Genomic DNA, 22,920 nt, shown 5'->3' with positions numbered 1-22,920 from the left:
ACCTTGCCCCGGTACGCTGAGGCCGTGATTCCCACCCTGCTCGTCATTTCTGGCCTACCTGCTTCCGGCAAAACGCAGCTTGGCACGCAATTGGCCGCCCACCTGCGCTGGCCCAATGTGACCAAAGACGATTACAAAAGCATTTTGCATGAGGGCTTGCCCGACTTACCTAACGCCCAATCCGGCCCCCTTAGCTTCCGCCTGATGTACCACGTGGCGGGTATAACGCTGGCGGCGGGCGTGAATACGGTGTTGGAAACGCACTTTCATCGGGGCCTCGGTGAAAAGAACATTCAGACAGTGACACAAGCTCATGGGGCGCAGCTCTTACAGATTTTCTGCCACGCACCGCTAGATGAACTGGCGCGGCGACATGCGGCGCGGGTGGCGTCCGGCCTGCGCCCACACATCGACCATGCGTCGTTGGATCATTACAACGTGCCTGACTATTGGTGTCATACACCGCTGAACTTGGCCGCGCCATTGTTGCGGGTGGATACAACCCAGCCTGTAGATGTGGCGGAGGTGGCGGCTTGGGTCAGGTCAGCTCCCGTTTGACACAAGCTTGATTAGAGTGGGCCATGTCCTCAACACCTGTGGCGAGCTTTGGTACACCCCGCCACCAGCACATGCCTTCGGAGCGTGGGCAAGAGTTACTGGCCGCCTTGAACGAATCCGCTGGGTTCACGACTGATCACGTCAATCTCGATGGATGTAGCCTGACTTCTTTACCGCCCAGTTTGAGAAGATGCAATAAGGCTCACGTCTTCAGCATCTACAACAACCAATTGACAGAAATCCCCGATTGGCTTTGGGAGTGGACAAAACTGACGACGCTTAATTTGTCTGCCAACCAGTTGACGGGGCTTTCAGCAGACTTGGGACGCTTGACGGCACTGAGAATGCTGGACTTGGGGCACAATCAACTGGCCGAATTACCTGATGTGTTTTCCAGCCTCAGTCATCTCAGATTCCTGTATCTCAGCAACAATCGCCTCACAACGCTGCCAGATTCCACGCGCGACCTGTCTGCCTTGACTTATTTGAATATCACCGACAATGTTTTTGCGTCACTTCCGAACTGGCTCTGCGAACTTAAAAACTTGCAGGAATTCCGCGCCTACAACAACGCTTTGAGCAGTCTGCCCGACGAATTGGGCCAATTAACGAACCTGCGTGAGTTGCACGTCATGAAAAATGCGCTGACCACACTTCCGGCCAGCTTAGGCGGCTGTCTTCGACTGGAACAGCTCATGCTTCAAAACAATCAGATAGATGCTTTGCCTGACAGCATCGGCGAATTGGCCGCCCTGACAGAGTTGGATTTACGGTTCAACCACCTCAGCCATTTACCGGACTCTATTGGCCAGCTTCAGCAGTTGCGCTCACTGGACTTGCGGGCCAATGCGCTGACCGCCGTTCCAGACAGTTTGGCCTTCTTGCCGAATCTCACAAAGCTGGACTTGCGTTGGAATAACATGACCGCGCTGCCCGCTGTTTTTCGGCAGCTAGAGGAGCGCGGGTGCTTGATCTATGCCTGAACTTACTTGGCTGCGGTTGGAGTCGCGCTGACTGAGTTCACTGTTTCAGCCTTAGCCCGCGCCATCCGTGCTTCTACCGCGTGCAGCGCCAGCCCCGCCACAATGCCCCAAAACGCCGCGCCGATGCCCAGCAAAGACACGCCGCTGAGGGTGACGACCAGCACGGCGGGGGCGGCCAATGTACCGGGAGCTTCGCGCAGTCCGGTGTGCAGCGACGTGCCGATAGCCGCCAGCAGGGCCAAGCCTGCCAGTGCCGAAATCGCCTCGGTAGGCAGCAGGGCCAACAAGCTGAGGAAAGTCCCGGCACACAGCCCCAGCACGATATAAAACACGCCCGCCCACACCGCCGCCGTGTAGCGCCGCGCCGGGTCAGGGTGCGCTTCGGGGCCGCTGACGATGTTGGCGAGCAGTGCGGCCAGCGTGAGGTTATGGCAGCCCACCAGCGCCGCGCCCACCGACGCCATACCGCAAGCCCGGATAATCGGCGCGGGGGCGGGGGCAAATCCGGCGACTTTGAGGGTAGCGAACCCCGGCACGAATTGCCCGGTGAAGGCCAACAAGGTCAGCGGCAGCGCCAGATTCAGCGTGGCTTGCCAAGAAAACTGGGGGGCCACCACTTGCGGCACGGTCAGGGCCAAATGCACCGGCGCGGAATGCAGTAGCCCTAACGCCGCACTGGCCGCCACACCCACCACCAGCACGCCCGCCACCGCCCAGCGCGGCGAATAGTGGCGCAGCGCGAAATAAGTGAGGATCATCAAGCCCACCAGCACAGGTTCTTTGCCGAAGGCCTGCACCGCCCGGAAGCCGAATGGCAGCAGAATCGCGGCGTTCAGCACGGCGGCGAGGTGCGTGGGAATGCGCTCAATCAGGCGGGTGAGCGGGCGGAACGTACCCAGCAAAATGACCAACACGGCAGAGATCAGGAACGCGCCGACTGCCTGCGGAAAAGGCACACCGGGCAAAGCCGTCGCCAGAAACGCGATGCCGGGGGTAGACCAAGTGGATAAAATCGGCATGCGAGTTCGCAGACTCAGGTAAATGCTGACCAGACCGCACAGCACCGTTGATCCCCACACCCAAGACATGACCGTGCCGGGGCCGAGATGGGCGCTGTCTGCAACGGCGTACACCAACACAGTCGGCCCAGCGAAGCCGATCAGGATAGCAATCAGACCAGTCAGGGCGGCTTGCGGGCTGGAATCTTGCCAGAATTGGCGCAAGCTCAGCGGGTGCAGATGGGCGGGACGGGATGAAATCGGGGTGGTATGCATAGGCGGGCCTCCAAGTGACCCCAGTGTGGCAGCCAAGTGGACTGCGAAACAGAGCAACATCAGCCTCAATTGGACTGGAATGAGCAGGCCAGTTAGACAAGTTGGGTAATTGGACTGCTAAACTCCCTCTATGCCGCCTGCCGTTCGCTCTGCCTCTGATCGACCTCAATGGGCGACCCTACTGGCCCACTGGCGCACTGGGCCGGGGCCTTTGCACACGCGACTCACGGCTGCGCTACGGGCCTGTATTCACGCGGGCCACCTCGGCCCCGGCGACGCCTTGCCCGCCGAACGCACGCTGGCCGAACTCTTGTTGGTCAGCAGAAGCACGGTGGTTACGGCTATAGAAACGCTGGAAGAAGAGGGCTGGGTCACGCGGCGGCAGGGCAGCGGAACCCATGTGGCCGCCACCGCGCCGCGCCGCGCCGAAGTGCTGACGCTGAGAAGTCCGGTGCCGCAGTCTCAACTCCCAAAGTCCCAGCCTCCCACCGGCTCTGTCCAGAGCATGCCCGCCGAGCTAGACCTGACCATTGCCGTACCCAGCCTCACCGATGCTCTGCGCCAGCAATTGCACGCCGCCAGCGCCGACGCCTTCCGCGATTCCCTGTATTACCCGCTGGGCATGCCCGAACTCCGCGCCCACTTGGCAGCCCAATACACGCAAAATGGACTGCCTACCACGCCCGAACAAGTCATCATCACCAGCGGGGCGCAGCAGGCCATTTCGGTCATTGCCAGTGTGTTTTTGCGCCGGGGCGACGTGGCTTTGCTGGAAACGCCCACGTATTTTGGGGCCATAGACGTGTTCAGGGCGACGGGAGCCACACTTTTAGGAGTTCCGGTGACGCCCGATGGCGTGCAGGCCGACGCTTTTGCCGACGCCCTCCGCACGGGTGCGCCCCGGCTGGCCTTCCTCACGCCCACTTTTCAGAACCCGACTGGCACGGTATTGCCTGCCCACGCCCGCGAACGGTTGGCCGCGCAGATCATGGATGCGGGCCTGCCCACCATCGAAGACGACACGCTGATTGATCTGAGCTTCAGTACAGACCGCTTGCCGCCGCGCCTGTCGGCTTACGCGCCTGAAGGCCAGATCATCAATGTGGGATCGTTGAGCAAGCTGTACTGGGCGGGCTTGCGGGTAGGCTGGCTGCGTGCGCCCCAGCCCCTGCTGGCGCAACTGGCGCAGGCCAAAACGCTGGCCGACTTCGGGTCGTCTTCGCCGTCTCAGGCCATTGCCCTGAACCTGCTGGCCGATTTGCCGGGGCTGCGCCAGGCTCGCAGCAGCAGCGTGACTCCCGCCCGTGACCTGCTGGTGCGCCTCTTGCGCGAACACTTGCCCGATTGGAGCTTCACGGTTCCCGCAGGCGGCCAATTCCTGTGGGTAGAACTGCCCACGCCGCATGTCACCGCCTTTACGCTGTTTGCCCACAGCTACGGCGTGCGCCTGTTTCCGGGCGCGTCTATGGGCGTGGAACCCCTGCCCGACAGCTTTTTGCGGATTCCCTTTACCCTGCCCACCGAACATCTGCCGGAAGCGGTGCGGCGGCTGGCGCAGGCGTGGCAGGCGTATAGGGCGCGGGGAGGCGCGGCGCGGTTGGCTTAGAAGCGGGAAGTGGTGAGTGGGCGTTGGCAAAACAACCCCCCCGTTGCTTTCGCAATGCCCCCCCTTAAAGGTGAGGACAAAAGCTTGTGCGCTCCCCTCTAAGGGGGTCTGGCTGCGGAGCAGACTGGGGGGTTCACCCGAAATCGTCAACTCCGGACACTTGCCCGATTTGGTAACCATTCGATGATCCCCAGCTATGCAGCAGCCGTGAGTTCCGTCTTCTTCTACGATCCATACTCCTCTCTCTGTGCCCTTCACCCCCATTGGGGGTAAACCCGTCAGAATTCCGTGAGAGGTGGTCATGAATACTAGGGATCTGATGTTGCTGCGTTCTCCGGTGCTGGGCGTTCCACACGCGTTTACCACGCGGCGCGGGGGCGTATCGCTGGGCGTGTTCGGGGCACCCGGTAGCGCGGGCCTGAATCTGGATGACCGCGAGGACAACCCGGCAGATGTGGCCGAGAACCGCCGCCGCGTAGCCGAGGCGCTAGGATTTGAAGCCGCGCAAGTGGCCCGCCTGAACCAGATTCACGGGGTAGACGTGCTGGAAGCCCGCAGTGCAGGCGTGCAGACTGCCGATGCGTTGGTGTCCTGCACGCCGGGGCTTCTGCTGGCGATTGGCACGGCAGATTGCTATCCCCTCTTGCTGGCCGATGAAGACGCCGGAATAGTCGGCGCGGCGCACGCGGGCTGGAAGGGAACTTTGGGCGGAATCGGGGCGCGAACCGTAGAGGCCATGACCCGACTGGGCGCGACTCTGGGCAACATTCGCGCTGCGGTTGGCCCCGGCATCTGCGGCGCACGGTACGCGGTCAGCAGTGATGTGGCCGAGCAATTTCGGGCAGCGGGCATGGCAGACGCGGTGATTGCGGTAGACGGCGGCGAACACCTTGATTTGGCCGGGGCCAACCACGCCGGACTGCTGGCAGCGGGCCTTCTCCCCGAACACATTTGGGTCAGCGGGCGGTGCAGCACCGAAGACGATTTCTATTCTTACCGCCGCGATTCGGGCCGCACTGGGCGCACGTGGGCCGTGATCGGTCTGCCGCATCGCGCAGGGGCCAACACAGGACAGAACGCATGAGCAACTCATCTGCCCGCCCCCCGTTCCTACGCCGCAGCTTGCTTAAACCCCGCGACGTGTTGCCGCACATCCACGACATCACCCCCGAATTTTTGGCCGAACGCGGTCTACACGGCCTGCTGCTGGACTTAGACAACACCATGATTCCCTACGGCAGCTACGAAGAACGCGCCGACGTGATGCTCTGGGCGGCCAATTTGCGGCGCAGCGGCATTCGGCTGTACATGCTCAGCAACGCCACCGGAAAACGCGCCCGCTTTTGGATGGACAAGCTGGGGTTCGAGGGCGCGGAGGGCGTCGGCATGGCCGGAAAACCTCACCCCCGCGCCTACCGGGTGGCGCTGGCACAAATGCAGCTCCCCGCGCATCAGGTGGGCATGGTGGGCGACCAACTGTTTACCGATGTGCTGGGCGGCAACCTGAACGGGATGCACACCATTTTGGTTCACCCGTTGGCCGGAAACTCTTTGCCACATACCCGCATGGCCCGCACCCTAGAACGGGCCGTACTCAAACGCTACGGCCACGACTGGAAGGCTTGACCATGCCACCTCTAGCAGGGCCACCTTCAGCACTGCCGCCGCCTACCCTCTCGCCACCCCTCTTCCGCCCCATCGCGCTCTTTTTGACCGCTCATTTCACCCCTCACAACACAATTGATTCGGGCCTGAGCAGGTGCCCTGACTGTGCTTCCCCTCACTGGAGGATTAACCGTGGCTCTTTCTATTGGTGACCGGCGCTTAGGCGCAATTTTGCTCGAACAGGGGTATGTCAACGACACCGACCTGCAACGCGCCCTCGTGCGGCACGCCGAAATCGGGGGCCGACTGGCCGATATCCTGATCGACACCGGGCTGGTGGGCGAAAAGCGCATTGCGCGGGCCATCGAAGAAGCCTTGGGCATTCCGCTGGTGAATCTGCTGGTGGTCACGCCGGAAGAAGCCGCCCTGAAGTCGGTGCGGGCGCAAACGGCGCTGGCTTCTCAGGCGTTCCCGTTTGCCATAGACGGCGGCACCCTGCGCGTGGCCCTCGTGGATCCTTTGTCGAGCATGGCGCTGGAAGCCCTTGAGGACGACAGCGGCCTGATGATCGAGCCGTATCAGGCCCTGCGCGACCAGATCATGTGGGCGATGGCGACCCATTACCCCGAACTGGGAATCACGCCCGCCGCACCTGCCGAGGTGAGCGACACGGGCGGCGGCATGTTGGGCCAACGCCTGATGGGACGCGGCCTGATCAATGACGCGCAGTTGCAAGTGGCGCTGGACGTGCAGCAGCAAACGGGCGAGGCATTGGGCGGCACCCTGATTGCCCAGCAGATCATTACCGAAGACCAACTGTACGAGTCGTTGGCCGAGCAGACCGGCACGGTGTATCTGCGCAATCCCCGCGACTTCCAGCCCACCGAAGACGTGCTGGGCAGCATGTTGCGGGCCGACGCGCTACGCCTGAACGCCGTGCCAGTCGATGAATCTCAGCAGGGCGTAACGGTAGTTACCAGCGATCCGCGCAAGCGTGAAGACATCGAGGCGCTGGTGGGCCGCACGGTTCAACTGATTCTGGCCAAGCCCAAAGACGTAGAAACACTGATCGAGCGCTTTTATCCGCAGCGCGGGCGCTTGGGCGAACAGATGGTGCAGCAGGGCAGCCTGTCGCGGGCGCAACTGCGGGAAGCGCTGCATGTGCAGGCGCGTGAGGGCAAGGTCAAGCCGCTGGGCGAAGTGATTATGGAGTTGGGCTTTGCCGGGGCCGACGAAATTGACAACGCCCTGCAAAAGCAGAACGCGGGCGGGGGAAGGCTGGAAGACACGCTGGTGCAGTCGGGCAAACTGTCGCCGGAAATGCTGGCCCGCTCGCTGGCCGCGCAGTTGGGCTACGAATTCCTCGATCCGGTTCAGAATCCGCCCGACAACAAAGTGGCGCTGATGATTCCCGAAGGCACGGCCCGCCGCTACGGCGTGGTTCCGGTGCGCCTGCAAAGTGAATCGTTGGTGGTCGCCATGAAAGACCCCCGCAACGTGTTCGCCCTTGACGATCTGAAGCTGATCACCGGGCGCGACATCATTCCGGCGGTCATGGCCGAAAAAGACATCATTCGTCTGATCGAGCGGTATTTCGGCAACAAGGACATGGCCAACCTGAATCAGGAATTGGCGAACTTGTCCAGCAAGCGCGACAGCAAGAAACAAGAAGAGATGGATCTGTCGGTGGGGCTGGACGACAACGCCGTGGTGCGCGTGGTAGACAACCTGATCCGCGAGGCCGCCTTGCAGGAAGCCAGCGATATTCACATCGAACCCACCGAAACCGGGCTACGGATTCGCTACCGCGTAGACGGCGTGCTGCGCGAACAAAACGAACTCCCCAAGGGCAGCTCCCAAAGCATCTTGGCCCGCATCAAGATCATGGGCAATCTCGATATTTCCGAGCGACGCGTGCCGCAAGACGGACGGGTGCGCTTCAAGAAAGGCAGCATCGACATCGATTTGCGCCTTTCTACGCTACCCACCGTATACGGCGAAAAAGCCGTGATGCGCCTCTTGCAAAAGGCCGCCAACATTCCCGAAGTGGAAAATCTGGGGTTTTCGGATTACAACTTCCCGCGCTTTCTAGACCTGATCGAAAAACCTTACGGCATCTTTTTGGTTACTGGCCCCACCGGTTCGGGCAAATCGTTTACCAGCTTTTCTACCCTGAAACGCATCGCCCGCCCCGAAAAGAACACCACCACCATTGAAGACCCGGTGGAATACGAAATTCCGGGCATCGTGCAGTCTCAGGTGAACCCGGTGGCGGGCATGACCTTTGCGCGGGCGCTGCGGGCCTTCCTGCGGCAAGACCCCGACATTATTTTCGTGGGGGAAATCCGGGACAGCGAAACCGCCAAAATTGCCGTAGAAGCCGCGCTGACCGGGCATATGGTACTGGCGACGCTGCACACCAACGACGCGCCCGGAGCCGTGACGCGCCTTGACGAAATGGGCGTGGAAGGCTTCAACATCGGGGCGTCGCTCATTGGGGTGCTGGGGCAACGGCTGGTGCGTAAGGTCTGCCCCGACTGCAAAGCGCCCACCAACGCCGACCCGGAAGTGCTGCGCCGCCTCGGTATTGCCGAACGCGACGTGCGCGGCGGGGCGCTGGTGCGCGGTGCAGGTTGCCCACGCTGCGGCGGCACGGGGTACAAGGGCCGAACCGGGTTGCACGAATTGATGGTGCTGGACGACGCCCTCAGAACCGCTATCGGCAGCGGCAAACCCGCCGTAGAACTGCGCGAAGTGGCGATGAACGAAAGCGGCATGCGAACCATGCGCCAAGACGGCATCGAGAAGGCCCTGAAAGGCATTACGACGCTGGAAGAAGTGCTGGCCGTCACGAGCAACTGAAGCTTTTCTCCTCCCTTACGCCGCACCTTTCTTCCTCTCCCCGCGAGGTTTCCCCATGACTCAGGCTCCTGTAGACATCACCGATATTCTCCGCCTCGCCACCGAAAAAGGCGCGTCCGACGTGATTTTGACGGTAGGACTGCCGCCGCAACTGAAAATGCACGGCGTCTATGACAGTCACGGCATGCCCGAACTGGCCCCCACCGATACCCGCAAGCTGATGTATTCGATGATGAACGAGCGCCAGCAGCGCACTTTTGAAGAAAGGCGCGAGCTGGATTTCAGCTTTGCCCTAGGCGACAAAGCCCGCTTCCGCGTCAACGCTTTTATGCAGCGCGGCAACGTGGGCGGCGTGCTGCGCCTCATTCCCACCCAGATCAAGAGCGCACAGGACATGGGGTTGCCGCAAAACATCGTGGATATCGCCACTGCGCCGCGTGGGTTGGTACTCATCACCGGGCCAACCGGATCGGGCAAAAGCACCACGCTGGCCGCCATGATCGACTACATCAACACGACCCGCAAACTGCATATCGTGACGATTGAAGACCCGATTGAGTTTATGCACTCGCACAAGCAGAGCATCATCAATCAGCGCGAAGTCGGCTCGGACACCATGAGCTTTAACGATGCCCTGCGCGCCGCACTGCGCCAAGCCCCCGACGTGATTCTGGTGGGCGAAATGCGCGATTACGAAACCATCAAGGCCGCCGTAACCGCCGCGGAAACTGGACACTTGGTGATGGGCACGCTGCACACCAACAGCGCCCCAGAATCCATTGACCGAATTGTGGACGTATTCCCCGAAGAGCAGCAGGCACAGATTCGGGTACAGCTCGCCAACAACCTCGTGGCCGTGATGACCCAGCAACTCCTGCCGCGTGCAGACGGCGCGGGCCGCGTGCTGGCCTACGAACTCCTGATCGCCAACCCCGCCGTGCGCTCGCTGATCCGCGAAGGCAAGACCTTTCAAATCGTATCGACGATGCAAACCGGAGCGCGGGAAGGCATGGTCACGATGGACGCCTACCTTGCCAACCTGTACCGCCGCCGCATCATTTCCTACGACATCGGCCTAGAGCGCTCCATTGATCCCAAAGAGTTTGCCCGCCTTGCCAACGACACCACCACCAGTTTGGGCGCAGCGGCGAATCTGGGGCCAACGGCCAGCGGCGGCCCAGCAGGTGCAGCGGCAGCGGGCGGCGGTTACAAGCCTGCGGGCGGCGCAGCTCAGGGCGGCTACGGCGCGGGCCGGGAAGACGCAGGGCGCGGCACGGATACGCGCACCACGACTACCACAGCGCCAAATACCGGGCGCACACCGTTTGGCCGGGGCTGAGGCTAAAAAATTAGCGACGATAAACCGAGTCTCATACCCCCTAAAAATCTGTTAATGTGCTTTTGGTCAGGAAATATTTCAAGACCAAAGGCACATTAGCTTGTCAATAAACACGTACAAAGACTATAAATTTAGCAATAGAAGCGGAAACATTCAATGTGATTTTTAGATTTATGACAAGTATAATCAAATTATTTCTTGATAAGCGAATTCAGGAACAGAATAACAATCAGCTTGCCACGCTAGAAATGAGCGATTGCGCCATTGTCGTGCAGCAAATTCAGCTTCTGCGTGGGCTAAACCTCAAACTTAGCGGTTCCCAGATTGTTCATTTGCAGGGTGCAAACGGGGCAGGCAAAACGACATTTCTCCGCGCTTTGGTGGGTGAATTGCCGATTTCGGGTGCGATGACTGTCGGCGGCGGCGTGCCCGGTTCGGTTCAGGCCCGCCAAGCCTGCATATACATGCCCACCGATGTGCATTTGCCCGAAGACTTGCAGGTGCATGAATACCTGCGCTTTATGGCCGCCGCGTGGCACATGCCCGCCGAACCGTTGCTGGAATTGGCCGCCCAATTGGGCCTCACGCCTTGGCTCCATGCTTGGCCTAGCGTGCTGTCTCGCGGCACCCGGCAAAAGGTTGGCGTTGGCCGCAGCGTTTGGCCTCGCCCTCCCAATCACGCTGCTGGATGAGCCGTTTGGCACGCTAGACCGAACTTCGCGGGCCGTGTTGTTGGGAGCCATCAAGAACCGCCGCGATGCTGGTGGCTTAGTGCTGAGTACGGCACACGGCGACGAATTGGCAGAACTACAGCCCACCGTGCTGGAATTGGGCGAGGGCGGGACACTGACGCTGCACCCAGCGCAAGCATGACAAAAAGTCCGCTCTATTCTCTGCGCCAACTGACTTTTTCGCGTGGAGCCGCCCGACTTTGGCAAGACTGGAAGGCGGCGGGCTTGCCTTTGCTACTGCTGTATTGGCTGGGCATCGGCGCGGTTGCTTTGTCTGGGGTGCGGGAAGCTTATTTTTCTGCAACGTTCACCCTGCCCAGTTGGAGCTTGGGAGTTGGTGTCAGTGGGCTGTGGCTCGCCGCCGCTTTAACACGCCGCCAACCTGTGTGGCTGCACACCACCGATGACGTGCTGTTGCAAACGCCATTGCCGCAAGCTCAAGCCTTACAGTGGCCGTTGCTCCGAAGTTTGCTTGGGCCGCTGGCATCGGGGACAGGCTTGGGAGTGTTGATTGTCCTGCTCTTTCCGCAGTTGATTTGGCAAGCCGCAACACTTCCAGTAGGGTTCGCTGCCACTGCGGTGATTCGGGTACTCAGCGTCAATGCACGACTAGCAAACAATGCACAAGCCCGCACCTTTGCGTTCTGGCTGGCAATCCTGCCGTTGCTGGGCACGGTCTGGACACCGTTGGTTTTACCGTTGGCCGCCGTAGGACTGTGGGCCGCTTACCGCGCTTGGCTGAGGCTTTGGCAAGTGGCAATTCATCCCCGCCCACGCCTGCACATGCAATTCGAGGGCTTGTGCCGGGGCGCAAAAAAACTGGGGTTGCCCGCACCCACACAGCATCCAGACTTGCCCCCGGCCCATTCCCGCTTCCGCCCCATGCTGCGTGGTTCCGGCGTGTTTGCCGCTTCCGCTTGGCGTTCTACGCTGCATGTGCTGACCCATGCCCGCTTGCTGCTGCCCGCCCTCCTGCTCGGCCCCGCGCTGTTGCCCCTGCTCTCCCCTATTCCGTTTCCGGGCGGGCCAGTCCTCAGCGGCTTACTCCTCATGCTGATGCTGCCGCTCCTTGGGCCGAACCCACCCGCAGGCTTGCCAATGACTGCCGCTGCCCAACGATGGGCGCGAATCCTTCCTGCCGCTGTGCCACTCAGCGTTCTGGCTTTGGTCAGTGGTGGGGCAACTGCCCTGTTTGTTCAGACATCGCCGCTGCTTGTGCTGGTGGCGGTATTGCTCCGTGGGTAATCCTCACCGTCTCTGAATGGCCGGAGACTAGCGGCTTCATGCTGCCCGATCAGGTGGCACAAGCCCGACTGGGTGCGGCCATGTTGCCCGGTATCGTCACTTATCTGTGCGTTTCTTTCGGGCTGGCGTGGCTGACCTTGCCCGTGCTGCTGCTGGCCGCGCTCATTACTTTTCGGAGAGGGTAGAACCTCAGTTTCCTGAATGCTGAGTCTCTGCCAGTTCCATATCTAGCGCCGCTTTACGCATCCGACTTTTGCCCCTCAATAATTGCCTTATCCACATGCTACACGCAAAAGCGACGAGGCAATAAACGCTCCCATATTCGCCAAAAACGGCATCGAAAAGGATGTAGGTCAAACCAACGAGTACAAAACTTATTCCGTAAGCAGCGACTTTTAGAACCATCTTTTAGAATACTATCAGTCAATTAGATTCTAGTCTCTCCATCAGATACCAAAAACAGAAAGTGCCCCACCCGTCTTCCGGGCGGGGCACTTCTTTCTTCTTTTTCTAACGCTTAGGCTTATGCGCCGGGTTGGGTCACGCTTTGGCTCTTGGTGGGGGGAATGGTGGGTTGCACAGCGGGCGCGGGCAGTAGCAGCAGTTCCAGCACTTGGCCCACGCGCTCTACGGTATGAATCCGCAGGTCGGCGCGGATGCTGTCGGGCACGTCCTGAAGGTTCGGCTCGTTGTCCTTGGGCACGATCACTTCACGGATTCCGCTCTGGTGGGCGGCCAGCAGCTTCTCTTTCAGGCCGCCGATGGGCAGCACCCGCCCGCGCAGACTGATTTCTCCGGTCATGGCGACATCTAGGCGCACGGGGCGGCCCGTAATGGCGCTGATGACGGCGGTGGAAATCGTGATTCCGGCGCTGGGGCCGTCTTTGGGCGTGCCGCCATCAGGGAAGTGAACGTGGAGATCCATGTTCTTGTGGAAATCGGGGTCTGCGCCGTACTCGGTAGCGTGGGCACGCAGGTAGGCCACCGCCGCGCTCACGCTTTCCTTCATCACGTCACCGAGGCTGCCGGTCATGGTGATTTTGCCGCTGCCGGGGGTAGCGAGGGCTTCGACAACCAACATCGCGCCGCCCACGCTTGTCCACGCGAGACCCTGTGCCACGCCCACTTGCGGCTCTTTTTCCATCTTGTCGGGGCGGTGCAGCGGGACGCCCAGGTAATCGGGAATGTCGGCAGCGTCGATCACGCGCAGGCCTTCCCACGGCTGCTCCAGCAGGGTGCGGGCGGCTTTGCGGGCCAGCTTGCTGATCTGACGATCCAGATTCCGCACGCCGCTCTCGGCGGTGTATTCCTCCACGATCCGGTTCAGGGCCGCGTCGGTAATTTGCAGTCTGTCGGTCAGGCCGTGCGACTTGATCTGACGGGGCACGCGGTAGCGCTTGGCGATCTGCACTTTCTCGGGCTGGGTGTAGCCGGGAATCTGAATGACTTCCATGCGGTCAAGCAGCGGGCGCGGGATGGTTTGCAGGCTGTTGGCAGTCGTAATGAACATCACCTGCGACAAGTCATACGGCACTTCGAGGTAGTGATCTTGGAAGGTGTGGTTCTGCTCAGGATCAAGGACTTCCAGCATCGCGCTACTGGGATCGCCGCGCCAATCGCTGCTCATCTTGTCGATTTCGTCGAGCAAAATGACCGGGTTCGCCACGCCTGCCGTCTTCATGCCCTGAATGATGCGTCCGGGCATACTGCCGATGTAGGTGCGGCGGTGGCCGCGAATCTCGGCTTCGTCGCGCACGCCGCCCAGCGCCATCCGCACAAATTTACGGTTCAGGCTGCGGGCCACGCTTTTGCCGAGGCTGGTTTTGCCCACGCCGGGAGGCCCCACGAGGCACAGAATGGGCGCACGCAGTTCGGCGTCGTCAATTCGTTCTTCGGCGGTGCGCTCCTGCTGCTGCTCGGCGGTTTCACCGGGCTTGTGCGTCAGTTGGCGCACGGCGAGGAACTCCAGAATGCGGTCTTTCACGTCGCCCAAAGCGTAATGATCGGCGTCCAGAATGTCGCGGGTGCGGCCAATGTCCAGAATTTCTTCGTCGCGCTTGCTCCACGGCACATCGATCAGCCAGTCGATGTAGTTGCGGACAACCGTGCTTTCGGGGCTGCCACCGGGCGTGCGCTCTAGCCTCAGCAACTCCTTCAGCGCCTTATCTTTCACCGATTCGGGCATGCCTGCGGCTTCAATTTTCTCGCGCAGGGCCTCCACTTCGGCAGGGCTGTCTTCGCCGCCGCCGAGTTCCTTGCCGATGGCCTTCATCTGCTCGCGCAGGTAGTATTCGCGCTGGTTGGCGTCCATCTGCTCTTTCACGCGGCCCGCGATCTTCTTGTCCATATTGAAGCGTTCGGTGTCGCGGCCCAGAAACTTCAGGACAGCTTCGAGGCGGGGCCGAACGGCGGTTGCGCCCAGCACTTCCTGCTTTTCTTCGGGCGTCCAGGTGGCGTGGTGGGCCACCTGATCGGCCAAGGCTCCGGCGTCGGTCAGGGCTTTCAGGCCTTCGAGTTGGTAGTTGTCGAGGCGCAGGTTCTTGTTCTGGCGCTGGTATTCCTCGAACGCCGACTTGACTTCCGCCATGATGACCTGCACTTCACGGCTGTCATCGGCGGCCACCACTTGAGTTTCGGCTCGCACGCGCATGTAGGCGGAAGGCACTTCTCCGGTTACGAGGGCGCGTTCCTGCGCTTCCACGAGGACTTGGTAGGTGTTGTCGGGCATCCGCACAACCTGCTTGACCACGGCCAGCACGCCCATGTCGTACAACTCGGCGCGGGTAGGGTCGTCGGTGCGGGCTTCGCGTTGGGTCAGCAACAGCACGCGGCGGTCAGAAGCCTGCGCCTCGTCTACGGCACGCTTGCTTTTGGGGCGGCCCACATCCACATTCATGGTGACGCCGGGCAGGATCACGATATTTCTCAGTGCGACAACGGGAAGTTCCCAGATCATACTTACTCCTTGAAAACTGGCCTCATTGGAAACCAATCCGGAGAGTGCACCGGAGGTTGAGAGGGGAAGAGTCTAATACGGGGAGTCTGACCGGAACCATACTCGGCGGAACTACGCCAGTGCCGGAGAACTACAGAACGCCCCGCCCACGATGTCCCGAAGAATACGGGCATGGGCGAGGCGGCGCTGTAATCTCTATTGCGTTTAGGCAGACTTCTTGAGTCCCTTAGACTCAAGCAAGGTCATGGGGTCGTCAATGTGGACTGCATCGAAACGCAGTTCTTCGAGGCCGTCGGTGGGTAACTCGAACAGCAGATCGGTCATGGCTTTTTCCAGTACAGCACGCAGACCACGCGCTCCGGTCTTGCGCTCTTTGGCACGGTGGGCCACTTCGCGCAGGGCGGCTTCGGTAAAGCTCAGGTCAACGTCCTGAAAGCCGAACAAGGCCTGATATTGCTGCACGATCGCGCCCTGAGGCTCGGTCAAGATGCGAACCAAAGCTTCTTCGTCGAGGTCTTGAAGCTGCACCACGAGTGGCAGGCGGCCCACAAACTCGGGGATCAGGCCGAACTTCACCAAATCTTCGGGGAGGAAGCGCAGTTCCTGAGTTTCTTCGCCCTTATGCTCTGCACCAAAGCCCACAGCGCGAACGTTGGTGCGGCTGCGGGCAATGTCGGCCATGCTCTCGAAAGCTCCGCCCACGATAAACAGAATGTTTTTGGTGTTGACCTGAACAAGTTCCTGCTGCGGGTGCTTGCGTCCACCCTGCGGCGGCACCTGTGCAATCGTGCCTTCGATAATTTTGAGGAGGGCCTGCTGCACGCCCTCGCCCGACACATCGCGGGTGATGCTGGTGCCTTCGGATTTACGGGCGATCTTGTCGATTTCGTCGATATAGATGATGCCGCGCTCGGCAGAAGCCACGTCGTACTCGGCAGCTTGGAGGAGGCGCACGATCACGTTTTCCACGTCGTCGCCCACGTATCCGGCTTCCGTGAGGGTGGTGGCGTCGGCAATAGCAAACGGCACTTCCAGCATTTCAGCAAGGCTTTGGGCCAGCAGCGTTTTGCCGGTTCCGGTGGGGCCGATCAGCAAAATGTTGCTTTTTTGCAGGTTCACATCGGGGTGGGCCAGGCGCTGGTAATGGCTGACTACGGCCACTGCAAGGGCTTTTTTGGCCTCGTCTTGCCCAATCACGAAGTCGTCAAGGTAGGCCTTGATTTCGCGCGGCGTGGGCAATTCATCGAGGCTGAACTCGGAACCGCCCTTCTTGTTCTGCTTGACCAACTCGTGCGCCCGCTCGGTGCATTCGTTGCAAATAAAGGCGGCGCGGCCCGGAGCCTCGATCAGTTGGGCAATCTGTGGGTGCTGACGCCCACAAAATGAGCAGCGATCCCCGCTGGTGGGGCCGGTGGTGTTGCCTGTGCCGATGCCTGTCCGTCCGGTCATTGCGCCTCCCCAATCTGCCGCGTCTGGTCGATCACGGTGTCGATCAGGCCGTATTTGAGGGCTTCTTCGGGCGACATGAAGTAATCGCGCTCCATGTCCCGCATCAGTTTTTCATGGGGTAAATCGGTGTGGCGGTGGTAAATACTGACCAATTTGTCGCGCAGGTGCAGCACTTCTTTGGCCTGTACTTCCAAATCCGGTGTATTGCCCCGGAAACCCGCCGACCCCTGATGAATCATGATGCGGCTGTTGGGCAGGGCCATCCGCTTGCCTTTGTCGCCGCCCATCAGCAGGACGCTGCCCATGCTCATGGCGATGCCCACGCAAATGGTGCTCACGGGAGCCTTGATGTACCGCATGGTGTCGTAAATCGCCAAACCCGCGTACACCTCACCGCCGGGGCAGTTGATGTACATCTGAATCTCTTGCTCGGGGTTCTGCGAATCGAGCAGGAGCAGTTGCGCCACGATGGAATTCGCCATCTGGGACTCGATAGGGGTGCCCACGAAAATAATCCGGTCTTTGAGCAAACGGGAGTAAATGTCGTAACTCCGCTCGCCCCGCCCGGTCTGTTCAATCACATACGGAATCACGCTCATGGGGCGCATTATCGCACGGGTTCGGGCAAGGAACGTAGGCAAAATGGGGGTTAAGACCGGGGATGTCAGATGGGGGTCTGCTGGGGGGCGGGGTCTGAGGGTCTAAAAAGCGGGGTAATCGCGTTGCTCACTCACCCCCTCCCAACCTCCCCCCTCAAGGGTGAGGAGCTAACAGCCCACGGTTCTTGCCCTTGTCCGTTGCCCTCGCCCCCTGCGGGAGAGGGGCGCTGCACCGCAGCGGGGTGAGGGGGTTACCGGGAGAGCGCCCCCCCACCACCAAAGCCAAAAGGCCCAAGCAAAGGCATTCCCGCCCTTCCTTAGACCCTTAGACCCTCGACTTTTAGACTGTTCCGCGCCTAGACGCCTAACACACTCAATCCACAATCATCGGAATTAGCACCGGGTTTCGCCCCGTCACCTTCCGCACAAAGCGCCGTACTGCGCCGTACATATCGTCCCGCACGTCTTCGAGGCGCTTCTTCTCACGCATGCCTTCTTCGATGGCCTCTAAAGCCACGCGGCGAATCTGGTTGTCGAGTTCTCGGTTGGCCCGCACAAAACCGCGCGATACGATTTCCACGTGTGGTACGGGATGCAGCACCGCCGTCATGATCAGGATGCCTTCCTGACTCATGTTCACGCGGTCTAGAAGCACATCGTCCCCGATGTCGCCCACGCCGAGGCCGTCTACGTACACGGCTCCGGCGGGCACGGTTCCGCTCACCTTGAATTCGTCTGGGCCGAGGCGCACCACATCACCGTTTTTGGCAATCAGGGTGCGCTTGGGCGGGCGCGGCAAGGTCTGGGCAAGGCGGGCGTGGTTGATCTGGTGGCGGGGTTCGCCGTGCCAAGGCAGGAAGTATTTGGGGCGGGCGAGGTTCAGCACCTGCGCCAACTCTTCCTGACTGCCGTGACCCGACGCGTGAACTTTGTGGTTGGGCGGGTAGTACACGTCTACGCCGATTTCATACAGCCTGTTGATGACGAGGTTCACGGCTTCTTCGTTACCGGGAATCGGGTTGCTGCTGAGAATCACGCTGTCGCCGCGCCGCAGCGCAATCTTGGCGTGCGTACCGAACGCGAGGCGTGACAGCACGCTCATAGGCTGGCCCTGCGAACCCGTGCACACGAACAGCACTTGCTGGTCTTGCAGGCCGCCCACTTCTTCACTGGTCAGGAAGGGATCGGGGGCCGTCATGTAGCCGAGCGTGCTGGCGACTTGCGCGTACTTCAGCATGGAGCGGCCTTCCATGACCACGCGGCGGCTCTGGCGGTGAGCCATGTTCAGAATGTTCTGAATGCGGTGAACCTGCGAGGCGAAGGTGGTCAGGAACACGCGGCCCTTGCATCCGGCGATCACTTCTTCGAGGGCGCGGGACACGTCGGCTTCACTGGACGTGCGGCCCTGACGCTCGGCGTTGGTGGAATCGCTGATGAGGAGCAACACGCCGTCTTTGCCCGCCTGCTCTATTCGGGGCAGATCGCTGAGCAGGCCGTCGCTGGGGTGCTCATCGAGCTTGAAGTCTCCGGTGTGCAGCACGCGGCCCACCGGCGTGGTCAGGATGTACCCGGCGTTGTCGGGGATGGAGTGGGTCATGCGGATAAATTCGACGTGAAAGTGCGTGCCGATCTGCACTTTGTCATTCATGCCGACCTCGCGCAGGTCGGTTTCCGAATCTTTGATCCCGAACTCGCTCAGTTTTTCGCGCAGCAGGCCCATCGTCAGGCCGCCGCCGTACACGGGCACGCGGGGCAAACGGGGCAGAATATAAGGCAGGCCGCCGATGTGGTCTTCGTGGCCGTGCGTCAAAATCCAGCCCTTGATCATGTGGGCGTTTTGCTGGAGGTAATCGATGCGCGGAATGATCAGGTCGATGCCCATCTGGTGCGAATCGGGGAAAGCAAGGCCGCCGTCCACGACCATAATTTCGTCGCCGTAGCGGTAGGCAAAAATGTTCTTGCCGATTTCGCCCATGCCGCCCAACGGAATGACTTCGAGGTAAGGCGTTTCAGGGGTGGGCGAAGGCGCGGCGGTGCCGGTGGAGAGGTCAAGATCGTTGGTGGTCATGTGGACTCCGGTGGCCTAAAATGATGGTTTGGGCCATGTTGTGAATGGTGCGGCGGCGCGTAAGGCGCGGCCCTAAAGTTGCGGCGGTGTTCGTAGAGCGGTGTTGATACAGCGGTGACGATCCAGCAGTGTTGAACCAGCAAGGTTGATGCAGAAAAGGGAATGCACAAGACTGACAAATTGTGTCGCTCGGTCACAACAACAGACCAGAACGCGGTTCCCTCAACCTAGCACATGGCCGCCGGGAGCATCCGGTTGTTTTTTAGGATTGTATAAAGTTGTCCCATCATGTTAATAAAGTCCAGAGTGTTAGACCGAAAATGAGTTTTTTAAGCTACTCGTATGAATTATTAAATAGATTAGGAAACAAGCGTTATGCCTGCTTCAGACTGCGTAAACCTCACTTATCCCACTCTTTCGGTGTGATAAAACCCTCATTTTTCCGCTCTGAGCGTACCTCGCATGAATATAAGTTCATGAAGTCGTATCATGGGGGCGTGAGCGTACAACGGATTCTGGTGGTCGAGGACGACCTCGACATTGCAAATGTCCTGCGAATGGACTTAACCGACGCAGGCTACGGCGTCGATCACGCAGATTCGGCCATGAACGGCCTGATCCGTGCCCGCGAGGATCACCCCGACCTGATCTTGCTGGATTTGGGTCTGCCCGACTTCGACGGCGGCGACGTGGTGCAGCGGCTCCGCAAAAACAGCGCCGTGCCGATCATCGTGCTCACGGCCCGCGACACCGTAGACGAAAAGGTGCGTTTGCTGGGGCTGGGGGCCGACGACTACCTGATCAAGCCGTTTCACCCCGACGAACTGCTGGCCCGCGTAAAAGTGCAACTGCGCCAGCGCACCAGCGAAAGCCTGAGCATGGGCGACCTGACCCTCGATCCCCAAAAGCGCCTCGTGACCTACAAGGCCGAGGAACTGCGGCTGTCGCCCAAAGAGTTCGACATTCTGGCGCTGCTGATCCGTCAGCCGGGCCGCGTGTACTCGCGCCACGAAATCGGTCAGGAAATCTGGCAAGGCCGCCTCCCCGAAGGCAGCAACGTGGTAGACGTACATATGGCGAACCTGCGGGCCAAATTGCGTGACCTCGACGGCTACGGCCTGCTGAGAACCGTGCGCGGCGTCGGGTACGCCCTGCGCGGCTAAACTTCAGCAGCTAAACTTCTCCGGATGGGAGCGGCCAGATGACAGCAGACCGGCTACAGGGTGAAGGCGAGGCAGCGGCAAAGGCTGATGCTGTGCAGGCCGACGCCGCGAACGTTGCCCCGGCTTGGTCTGACGTGCCCAATGGGGCGTTGTTGGCCGCTCTGCCCGATCCGGTAGTGCTGCTGCATTCAGGCGGCACGCTCCACAATGCGGCGGCTGAGGCGCTGTTTGGCCCGCCCAACGCGCACTCGGACTGGACGGCTGTGGTTGATGAACCTGCCGCCTTAGCCGCCGCTTTGCCCCGCGCACAGGCGGGCGAAACGTTTGCTGTGCCGCTGACCATCAAGGGGGCGGCGTTTACGGGAACGCTCTCGCCTGCTGGCCTCGTTCCGGGGCACGATTCTGAACCCGGCGGCGTGCTGCTGCACTTGCGGGCCACCCCACCTAGCACTGGGTTATCCGGCGCTGGGTTATCCGGCACTGGGGCCGACCCGCTCGAAGAGGCGTTGGAGTTGCTGAACCACCTGAATCTGGGCCTGACCGTACAAGATCGGCAGGCCCGGATTTTACGTGCCAACACGGCGGCGCAAACGATTCTGGGCCTTACGCTGGATCAATTGACGGGCCGCGACTCGCTCGACCCGCGCTGGAAGGCGGTGCATCCCGACGGCTCTGCGTTTCCGGGGCAAGATCACCCCAGCAGCGTCGCGCTCCGAACCGGGAAGCCCGTGCGCGACGTGCCGATGGGCGTGTTTACGCCTGCCACCGCGCAGCGAGAATCGGAGGAATGGCGCTGGCTGAGCATTACGGCGCTGCCAAAAGAGCCGAGTGCTTGGTTGCCGGAAGGAGGCGTGCTGACTGTGTTCAGCGACGCCACCGCCGCCCAGCGCACGCGGGGGCAGCTTCACGGAACCGAGGCCCGCTTCCGGTCACTCGTGGAGGCCACCTCGCAAATCGTGTGGGTGTCGGCCCCGGACGGCATGTTGCACCCGCCCCAGCCCGACTGGACGGACTTTACCGGGCAAACCGACGCGGAACTGGCCGGAACAGGCTGGATGAACGCCCTGCACCCCGATGACATTGCTCCTTCAGGAGAAGTGTGGGGCGACGCGCTGATGCGGCAAGTGCTGTATGAAAACGAGTACCGGGTGCGGCGCAAGGACGGCGTGTACGTGCCTATGCAGGCCCGCGCCATCCCCGTGAAAAATGAGGACGGCACACTGCGCGAATGGGTGGGCACCAGTTCGGACATCAGCGCGGTGCGGGCCGCCGAAGCGAGACTCCGCGACCTGAACGCCACCCTTGAGGCCCGCGTGCAGGAGCGCACCGACGAACTGGCCCAAATTACGCGCTTTGCGACGTTGCTGTTGGGCGCGGCGGGCGAGGGCATTTTGGGACTGGACGCGGGCGGGCGCAACACTTTTGCCAACCCAGCGGCGGCCCGGATGTTGGGCTACAACATAGAACGCCTGATCGGGGCCGACCAGCACGCCCTGATTCATCACCATCACGCCGATGGCACGCCGCATGACCCCGCGCAGTGCCCGATTCAGCAAACTATTCAGGACGGCCAGACCCGCCGGGTAGAGGCCGATGTGTTTTGGCACGCGCAGGGCCACGCAGTTCCAGTGGCCTATATCGTCACCCCTACCCAAGACGAAGCCGGAACCGTGACCGGAGCCGTGCTGATGTTTCAGGACATCACCGAGCGCCAGTTGGCCCGCGCCGCCCTAGAAGACGTGGTGGCCGACCTAGAGCGCAGCAACCGCGAGTTGGCCCAGTTTGCCTATGTCGCCAGCCACGACCTACAAGAGCCGTTGAGAACGGTGGGCAGTTATGCCGACCTGCTGGCCCGCCGCTATCAGGGCCAACTCGACCCGCGTGCCGACCAGTATTTGGGGTTTATGCAGGAAGCGGTGGGCCGAATGCAAAGCCTCATCCGTGACCTGCTCAGCTTTGCCCAGATCGGGCGCAACGACGCCCCGCCGCGTGCCGTGTCGCTGGACGCCGTGCTGCAAGAAGCGGCCCAAAACGTGCAAGCGGCCTTGCGGGACACAGGCGGCCACCTGACGTGGGATACGCCGGGCACGGTGCTGGGGCATTCTTCTTTGCTGGTTCAGTTGCTCACCAACCTGATCGGCAACGGCCTGAAATTTCACCGCGAGGGCGTGCCGCCGCAGGTCAGCGTGACCGCGCGGCCAGAGGGAGGCGTCATGCGAATTCAGGTGACAGACAACGGAATAGGCATTGGGCCTGAATATCAGGAACGGATTTTCGCTATTTTTCAGCGGTTGCATCGCCGCGAGGCTTACCCCGGTACCGGAATGGGCCTCGCCATTTCCCGCAAGATCGCTGAACATCACGGCGGCACACTGGGAGTCACCTTACCCCCACCTGACCATTTCGGCAGTATCCTGACGCTCACCCTTCCCATTCCAACTTCGCCCTCGCCTTCGCCTTCCCCGGCATTGCCCCTGTGAGC

The 22,920-nt window shown here is 61.0% G+C and carries 18 protein-coding genes; 13 read left to right on the top strand and 5 right to left on the bottom strand.

Translation table 11 applies throughout. The annotated features are described in order from the left end of the window. Positions 1 to 24 precede the first annotated feature (24 nt). Both E7T06_RS03835 and E7T06_RS03830 read left to right on the top strand, forming a co-directional pair. The gene (locus E7T06_RS03835) at positions 25 to 558 is read left to right on the top strand and encodes an AAA family ATPase (RefSeq protein WP_136364532.1); all 534 of its coding nucleotides are present in this window, start codon (positions 25 to 27) and stop codon (positions 556 to 558) included. Between the two features lie 23 nt (positions 559 to 581). Continuing rightward, entirely contained in the window at positions 582 to 1,541 is a 960-nt protein-coding gene (locus E7T06_RS03830; protein WP_136364531.1) for a leucine-rich repeat domain-containing protein, read from the top strand. A 2-nt stretch (positions 1,542 to 1,543) separates the two neighbouring features. Here E7T06_RS03830 and E7T06_RS03825 read toward each other — a convergent pair whose 3' ends face one another. After that, the gene (locus E7T06_RS03825; RefSeq protein ID WP_136364530.1) at positions 1,544 to 2,815 is read right to left on the bottom strand and encodes a benzoate/H(+) symporter BenE family transporter; all 1,272 of its coding nucleotides are present in this window, start codon (positions 2,813 to 2,815) and stop codon (positions 1,544 to 1,546) included. Positions 2,816 to 2,945: 130 nt separating this feature from the next. On the opposite strand from E7T06_RS03825, the gene E7T06_RS03820 reads away from it, so the two are divergent. The 9 genes from E7T06_RS03820 (at position 2,946) to E7T06_RS21110 (ending at position 12,388) form a co-directional block, all read left to right on the top strand. Next, a complete protein-coding gene (locus tag E7T06_RS03820; protein WP_136364529.1) occupies positions 2,946 to 4,421 on the top strand; it encodes a PLP-dependent aminotransferase family protein in 1,476 nt (491 codons plus the stop codon). A gap of 301 nt (positions 4,422 to 4,722) precedes the next feature. After that, complete coding sequence (gene pgeF, locus E7T06_RS03815) at positions 4,723 to 5,505, top strand: peptidoglycan editing factor PgeF (RefSeq protein ID WP_136364528.1); 783 nt, start codon at positions 4,723 to 4,725, stop codon at positions 5,503 to 5,505. After that, positions 5,502 to 6,047 (top strand): YqeG family HAD IIIA-type phosphatase, encoded by a 546-nt coding sequence (locus tag E7T06_RS03810; protein WP_136364527.1) that lies wholly within the window; start codon positions 5,502 to 5,504, stop codon positions 6,045 to 6,047. The genes pgeF and E7T06_RS03810 overlap by 4 nt, the downstream gene beginning before the upstream one ends. A gap of 171 nt (positions 6,048 to 6,218) precedes the next feature. Beyond that, a complete protein-coding gene (locus E7T06_RS03805) occupies positions 6,219 to 8,888 on the top strand; it encodes a type II/IV secretion system protein (protein ID WP_168733358.1) in 2,670 nt (889 codons plus the stop codon). Positions 8,889 to 8,943: 55 nt separating this feature from the next. Then, on the top strand, positions 8,944 to 10,227 hold the full coding sequence (locus E7T06_RS03800) for a type IV pilus twitching motility protein PilT (RefSeq protein ID WP_136364526.1): 1,284 nt from the start codon (positions 8,944 to 8,946) through the stop codon (positions 10,225 to 10,227). 248 nt (positions 10,228 to 10,475) lie between these two features. Beyond that, positions 10,476 to 10,919, top strand: coding sequence for an ATP-binding cassette domain-containing protein (locus E7T06_RS03795; RefSeq protein ID WP_168733357.1), 444 nt, complete (start codon positions 10,476 to 10,478; stop codon positions 10,917 to 10,919). Then, the gene (locus E7T06_RS03790; protein ID WP_136364524.1) at positions 10,873 to 11,100 is read left to right on the top strand and encodes a hypothetical protein; all 228 of its coding nucleotides are present in this window, start codon (positions 10,873 to 10,875) and stop codon (positions 11,098 to 11,100) included. The genes E7T06_RS03795 and E7T06_RS03790 overlap by 47 nt, the downstream gene beginning before the upstream one ends. Next, positions 11,097 to 12,203: a hypothetical protein gene (locus E7T06_RS03785; RefSeq protein ID WP_136364523.1), complete on the top strand. Its 1,107-nt coding sequence runs from the start codon at positions 11,097 to 11,099 to the stop codon at positions 12,201 to 12,203. Before E7T06_RS03790 ends, E7T06_RS03785 begins: the two co-directional genes overlap by 4 nt. 38 nt (positions 12,204 to 12,241) lie before the next feature. Continuing rightward, positions 12,242 to 12,388 (top strand): hypothetical protein, encoded by a 147-nt coding sequence (locus E7T06_RS21110; RefSeq protein ID WP_168733356.1) that lies wholly within the window; start codon positions 12,242 to 12,244, stop codon positions 12,386 to 12,388. Between the two features lie 338 nt (positions 12,389 to 12,726). Here the strand turns inward: E7T06_RS21110 and lon are convergent, their stop codons facing one another. The 4 genes from lon to E7T06_RS03765 all read right to left on the bottom strand — a co-directional run bounded on the left by lon (position 12,727) and on the right by E7T06_RS03765 (position 19,275). After that, positions 12,727 to 15,159, bottom strand: coding sequence for an endopeptidase La (gene lon / locus E7T06_RS03780; RefSeq protein ID WP_136364522.1), 2,433 nt, complete (start codon positions 15,157 to 15,159; stop codon positions 12,727 to 12,729). A gap of 204 nt (positions 15,160 to 15,363) precedes the next feature. Next, a complete protein-coding gene (clpX, locus tag E7T06_RS03775; protein WP_136364521.1) occupies positions 15,364 to 16,608 on the bottom strand; it encodes an ATP-dependent Clp protease ATP-binding subunit ClpX in 1,245 nt (414 codons plus the stop codon). Next, complete coding sequence (gene clpP, locus E7T06_RS03770; protein ID WP_136364520.1) at positions 16,605 to 17,216, bottom strand: ATP-dependent Clp protease proteolytic subunit; 612 nt, start codon at positions 17,214 to 17,216, stop codon at positions 16,605 to 16,607. Before clpP ends, clpX begins: the two co-directional genes overlap by 4 nt. Positions 17,217 to 17,580: 364 nt before the next feature. Beyond that, positions 17,581 to 19,275: a ribonuclease J gene (locus E7T06_RS03765; RefSeq protein WP_136364519.1), complete on the bottom strand. Its 1,695-nt coding sequence runs from the start codon at positions 19,273 to 19,275 to the stop codon at positions 17,581 to 17,583. Positions 19,276 to 19,772: 497 nt separating this feature from the next. Here E7T06_RS03765 and E7T06_RS03760 point away from each other — a divergent pair, with 497 nt between their 5' ends. Together E7T06_RS03760 and E7T06_RS03755 are read left to right on the top strand one after the other, a co-directional pair. Further along, a complete protein-coding gene (locus tag E7T06_RS03760) occupies positions 19,773 to 20,438 on the top strand; it encodes a response regulator transcription factor (protein ID WP_136364518.1) in 666 nt (221 codons plus the stop codon). A gap of 38 nt (positions 20,439 to 20,476) precedes the next feature. Continuing rightward, the gene (locus tag E7T06_RS03755; RefSeq protein ID WP_136364517.1) at positions 20,477 to 22,918 is read left to right on the top strand and encodes a PAS domain-containing sensor histidine kinase; all 2,442 of its coding nucleotides are present in this window, start codon (positions 20,477 to 20,479) and stop codon (positions 22,916 to 22,918) included. Positions 22,919 to 22,920 lie beyond the last annotated feature (2 nt).

Origin of the sequence: Deinococcus sp. Arct2-2 (assembly GCF_004801315.1) — a bacterium.
Taxonomy (GTDB): domain Bacteria; phylum Deinococcota; class Deinococci; order Deinococcales; family Deinococcaceae; genus Deinococcus.
The sequence above is the reverse complement of the archived record's forward strand: the minus strand, read 5'-3'. Positions and strand labels throughout refer to the sequence as shown.

Excerpts from the sequence above, each read along its gene's own strand:
- E7T06_RS21110 (WP_168733356.1), top strand. The coding sequence starts at position 12,242 with ATGCTGCCCGATCAGGTGGCACAAGCCCGACTGGGTGCGGCCATGTTG.
- E7T06_RS03825 (WP_136364530.1), bottom strand. The coding sequence starts at position 2,815 with ATGCATACCACCCCGATTTCATCCCGTCCCGCCCATCTGCACCCGCTG.
- E7T06_RS03810 (WP_136364527.1), top strand. The coding sequence starts at position 5,502 with ATGAGCAACTCATCTGCCCGCCCCCCGTTCCTACGCCGCAGCTTGCTT.
- E7T06_RS03795 (WP_168733357.1), top strand. The coding sequence starts at position 10,476 with ATGAGCGATTGCGCCATTGTCGTGCAGCAAATTCAGCTTCTGCGTGGG.
- E7T06_RS03820 (WP_136364529.1), top strand. The coding sequence starts at position 2,946 with ATGCCGCCTGCCGTTCGCTCTGCCTCTGATCGACCTCAATGGGCGACC.
- clpX (WP_136364521.1), bottom strand. The coding sequence starts at position 16,608 with ATGACCGGACGGACAGGCATCGGCACAGGCAACACCACCGGCCCCACC.
- E7T06_RS03785 (WP_136364523.1), top strand. The coding sequence starts at position 11,097 with ATGACAAAAAGTCCGCTCTATTCTCTGCGCCAACTGACTTTTTCGCGT.
- lon (WP_136364522.1), bottom strand. The coding sequence starts at position 15,159 with ATGATCTGGGAACTTCCCGTTGTCGCACTGAGAAATATCGTGATCCTG.
- E7T06_RS03830 (WP_136364531.1), top strand. The coding sequence starts at position 582 with ATGTCCTCAACACCTGTGGCGAGCTTTGGTACACCCCGCCACCAGCAC.
- clpP (WP_136364520.1), bottom strand. The coding sequence starts at position 17,216 with ATGCGCCCCATGAGCGTGATTCCGTATGTGATTGAACAGACCGGGCGG.
- pgeF (WP_136364528.1), top strand. The coding sequence starts at position 4,723 with ATGAATACTAGGGATCTGATGTTGCTGCGTTCTCCGGTGCTGGGCGTT.
- E7T06_RS03765 (WP_136364519.1), bottom strand. The coding sequence starts at position 19,275 with ATGACCACCAACGATCTTGACCTCTCCACCGGCACCGCCGCGCCTTCG.
- E7T06_RS03755 (WP_136364517.1), top strand. The coding sequence starts at position 20,477 with ATGACAGCAGACCGGCTACAGGGTGAAGGCGAGGCAGCGGCAAAGGCT.
- E7T06_RS03800 (WP_136364526.1), top strand. The coding sequence starts at position 8,944 with ATGACTCAGGCTCCTGTAGACATCACCGATATTCTCCGCCTCGCCACC.